Source organism: Brevundimonas sp. (assembly GCF_036399195.1).
Classification (GTDB): Bacteria; Pseudomonadota; Alphaproteobacteria; order Caulobacterales; family Caulobacteraceae; genus Brevundimonas.
The window spans coordinates 1-3,849 of record NZ_DASWNO010000006.1 but is presented as its reverse complement, the minus strand read 5'-3'; the positions used below and the strand labels follow the sequence as shown (position 1 = coordinate 3,849).

At 69.3% G+C, this 3,849-nt stretch carries 4 protein-coding genes; all 4 read left to right on the top strand.

Annotation, left to right across the window (positions count from 1 at the left end):
• A partial coding sequence (locus VGB60_RS00520; protein ID WP_331036338.1) for a Crp/Fnr family transcriptional regulator occupies positions 1 to 478 on the top strand: 478 nt, incomplete at its 5' end.
• Positions 479 to 580: 102 nt separating this feature from the next.
• On the top strand, positions 581 to 1,102 hold the full coding sequence (gene fabA, locus VGB60_RS00515) for a 3-hydroxyacyl-[acyl-carrier-protein] dehydratase FabA (RefSeq protein WP_331036339.1): 522 nt from the start codon (positions 581 to 583) through the stop codon (positions 1,100 to 1,102).
• 56 nt (positions 1,103 to 1,158) lie between these two features.
• On the top strand, positions 1,159 to 2,388 hold the full coding sequence (gene fabB / locus VGB60_RS00510; RefSeq protein ID WP_331036337.1) for a beta-ketoacyl-ACP synthase I: 1,230 nt from the start codon (positions 1,159 to 1,161) through the stop codon (positions 2,386 to 2,388).
• Between the two features lie 113 nt (positions 2,389 to 2,501).
• On the top strand, positions 2,502 to 3,689 hold the full coding sequence (locus tag VGB60_RS00505; RefSeq protein ID WP_331036336.1) for a cation:proton antiporter: 1,188 nt from the start codon (positions 2,502 to 2,504) through the stop codon (positions 3,687 to 3,689).
• Positions 3,690 to 3,849: the final 160 nt, after the last annotated feature.

Genomic DNA, 3,849 nt, shown 5'->3' with positions numbered 1-3,849 from the left:
CGTCGTGGCCTCGACCGTCCGGCAGCACGCCTTCACCCGAAGCCATGCCCAGCTGGGCGGCGCCTCCTGGCGGATCGAGGCGCCGAAGTTCCGGGCGCTGGCGGCGGCTCGGCCCGCGATCCGGGAAACGGTCGCCGAGTTTATGTCGAGCATGCAGGGCGAGTTGGAGCAGTCGGCGGCCTGCAACGCCCTGCACCGCGCCGAGCAGCGGTTCGCCAAATGGCTGCTGCGTTGCCACGACCGGGTCGAGGGCGACACCCTCAGCCTGACGCAGGAGTATCTGGCCAGCATGCTGGGCTCGCAGCGCACCACGGTGAACGAGGCGGCGCAGGGCCTGCAGAAGGCCGGGGCCATCTCCTATTCGCGCGGCCGGATCACGGTGCGCGACCGCGCCGCACTCGAGCGTATCGCCTGCGAATGCTACCGCGCCACCGTGTCCGTGCTCGACGCGCGGGGCGCGGCCCGGGCCGACGGCTGAGCCCGCCGGGGCCCGCCCAACGGTTCTGAAAAGGTTTGAGCCTCCGGTTCCCGTCGTGTACCTCCACGGCGACATCCGCCGGAGAGCGCCGCGTTGAGCCAGCTGAACCAACCCTCGTCCTTCGACTACGAGGCCCTTCTGGCCGCGGGACGGGGCGACCTGTTCGGCCCCCAGAACGCGAAGCTGCCGGCCCCGCCGATGCTGATGTTCGACCGCATCGTCACGATCAACGCGGACGGCGGCGCCCACGGCAAGGGCTATATCGAGGCTGAGCTGGACATCCGTCCCGACCTCTGGTTCTTCCAGTGTCACTTCATCGGCGATCCGGTCATGCCGGGCTGTCTCGGCCTCGACGCCATGTGGCAGCTGGTCGGCTTCTACCTCGGATGGATCGGCGGCCCGGGCCGCGGCCGGGCGCTGGGCGTCGGCGAGGTCAAGTTCACCGGCCAGGTCACGCCCGACATCAAGAAGGTGGTCTACAAGATCGACCTCAAGCGGGTCATCAACCGGCGCCTGGTCATGGGCATCGCCGACGGGGTTCTCGAAGCGGACGGCGTGCCTATCTATACGGCTGCCGACATGCGGGTCGGCCTGTTCGGCGCGACCGAACCCGTAGGCGGCTGAAGCCGTTACGGATCACGGGCTACGCGGCGGACTGAGTTCAAGAAGGAAATCCCACCATGCGGCGTGTCGTCGTCACCGGTCTCGGCATCGTCTCCTCCATCGGCACGGGGCAGGACGAAGTCACAGCCTCCCTGCGAGAGGCGAAGTCCGGCGTCGTGGCGGCGCCAGACCATATCGCACACGGTTTCCGCAGCCAGGTCTGGGCCCCGCCCGCCCTGGGCGTAACAGCCGAGGACTGGGTCCCGCTGGTCGATCGCCGCGCCGCCCGCTTCCTGGCCAACGGCACCGCCTGGGGCCACATCGCCTTCGAGGAGGCGCTGAAGGACGCCGGCCTGACGCCGGACGACATCAAGTCCGACCGCATCGGCGTCATCGTCGGCGAGGGCGGCCCCTCGACGCAGGTGATCCTGCAGGCCGCGGACACCACCAAGGAAAAGGGCTCGCCCAAGCGCATCGGCCCGTTCGCCGTGCCCAAGGCCATGGCCTCCGGCCCGTCGGCCGTGCTCGCCACCTGGTTCGAGCTTCGGGGCGTGAACTATTCGATCAGCTCGGCCTGCGCGACCTCGGCCCACTGCATCGGCGCGGCCGCCGAACAGATCGCCTGGGGCAAGCAGGACATGGTCTTCGCCGGCGGCGTCGAGGACATCGACTGGTCCATGTCGAACATGTTCGACGCGATGGGCGCGATGTCCTCGAACTTCAACGACACGCCCGCCGTGGCCAGCCGCGCCTATGACAAGGACCGCGACGGCTTCGTTATCGCCGGCGGCGCCGGCATCGTGGTGCTGGAAGAGTACGAGCGGGCCGTGGCGCGCGGCGCGACCATCTACGCAGAGGTCACCGGCTACGGCGCCAACTCAGACGGCTACGACATGGTCGCCCCATCGGGCGAGGGCGCCGAGCGCTGCATGCGCATAGCGCTGGAGATGGCCGGCAATCCGCGCATCGACTACCTCAACCCGCACGGCACCTCGACGCCGGTCGGCGACTCCAAGGAGATGGGGGCCGTCCGCAACGTCTTCGGCGACGACCTGCCGATGATCTCCTCGACCAAGTCGCTGACGGGCCATTCGCTCGGCGCGGCCGGGGCGCAGGAGGCGATCTACTGCCTGCTGATGATGAAGAACGGCTTCGCCGCCGAAAGCGCCCACATCGAGAACCTCGACCCCGAGTTCGAGGGCATGCCGATCCTGCGCGAGCGGCACGACGGCGAGCTGAAGCACGTCATGTCCAACAGCTTCGGCTTCGGTGGGACCAACGGCACGCTGATCCTGTCGAAGGTCTGAGCAACCCTCCGTCCGCGCGCGCGCTATAACCGGCTTCCGGCCCCGACGCCGGATTCCGGGAGCCGCGCCTGACCCTCGACCCCTACATCCTGTTCCTGCTCGGCCTGGGGGCCGTGGTCCTGCTCGTTTCGTGGGCGCCCATGGGGCTGAGGAAGTTGCCCCTGACGCTGGCGATTCTTTGCGTGGCCTTGGGGGTGCTGGTCTTCTCCACCGGCCTGTTCGCCTTCAATCCCGACCCCCGCACCTGGGACACCGCCACCGAGCGGCTGACCGAGCTGGTGGTCATCATCAGCCTGATGGGCGCCGGGCTGAAGCTGGACCGGCCGATCGGCTGGCGGCGCTGGTCGACCACCTGGCGGCTTCTGGCCGTCGCCATGCCCCTGACCATCGCGGCCGTCGCCTGGCTGGGCGTCGCGGGGCTCGGCTTCAGCCTCGCGATGGCGCTGCTGCTCGGGGCCGCCATGGCCCCGACCGATCCTGTTCTCGCCGCCGACGTGCAGGTCGGTCCGCCCCAGTCCGGCGACGAGGACGAGGTGCGGTTCGGCCTGACCTCGGAGGCCGGCCTCAACGACGCCCTGGCGTTTCCGTTCGTCCACCTCGCCATCCTCGCGGCGGCCGGCGGTCTGTTCACCCAGGACGGGGTGCAGGACTGGCTGACGATCAAGCTTGGATGGAAGCTGCTGGCCGGCCTCGGGGTCGGCTGGCTGGTCGGCTGGGCCTTCGGCAAGCTGATCTTCCACGCCCGCGGACCCGGCGAGACCCGGTTCGGCGACGGCCTGGTGTCGCTGGCGGCCACCCTGATCGCCTACGGCGCCACGGAGCTGGCGCACGGTTACGGTTTTCTCGCGGTCTTCGTCTGCGCCGTCACAATCCGCGGCTCGGAGCGCGACCACGAGTTCCATGGCGAGATGCACGACGTCTCGGACCAGATCGAGCGCCTGCTCATGATGCTGCTGCTGATCCTGTTCGGCGGCGCGCTGGCCAACGGCCTTCTGTCCAGCCTGACCTGGTCCGACGCCCTTGTCGGCCTGGCGGTGGTGCTGGTGGTCCGGCCGGTTGCGGGCCTGGTCGCCATGATCGGGTCGGGTCAGCCGATGCGGGAACGACTGCTGCTCGCCTTCCTGGGCATCCGCGGCGTCGGCTCGGTCTACTACCTCGCCTATGGGCTGAACCACGGCGACTTCGGCGACAGCGAGCGGCTCTGGGCGGTGGTGGGCTTCATCATCCTCGTTTCGATCCTGCTGCACGGGGTGACGGCGACCCCCCTGCTGGACCGGTTGGCGCGCCGCCGCGAGCGCTGACCGGAGCCGCGCGCGACTGACCTGCCGCCTTGTCTCCCTCGCCCGGACCGTCCAGAAAGCGCGGGCAAACACGGAGACACGACATGGCGAGCGAGAGCGGCTGGAACATGCCCGCGGGCGACCTGATGAAGGGCAAGAAGGGCCTGATCATGGGGGTGGC

Excerpts from the sequence above, each read along its gene's own strand:
- fabB (WP_331036337.1), top strand. The coding sequence starts at position 1,159 with ATGCGGCGTGTCGTCGTCACCGGTCTCGGCATCGTCTCCTCCATCGGC.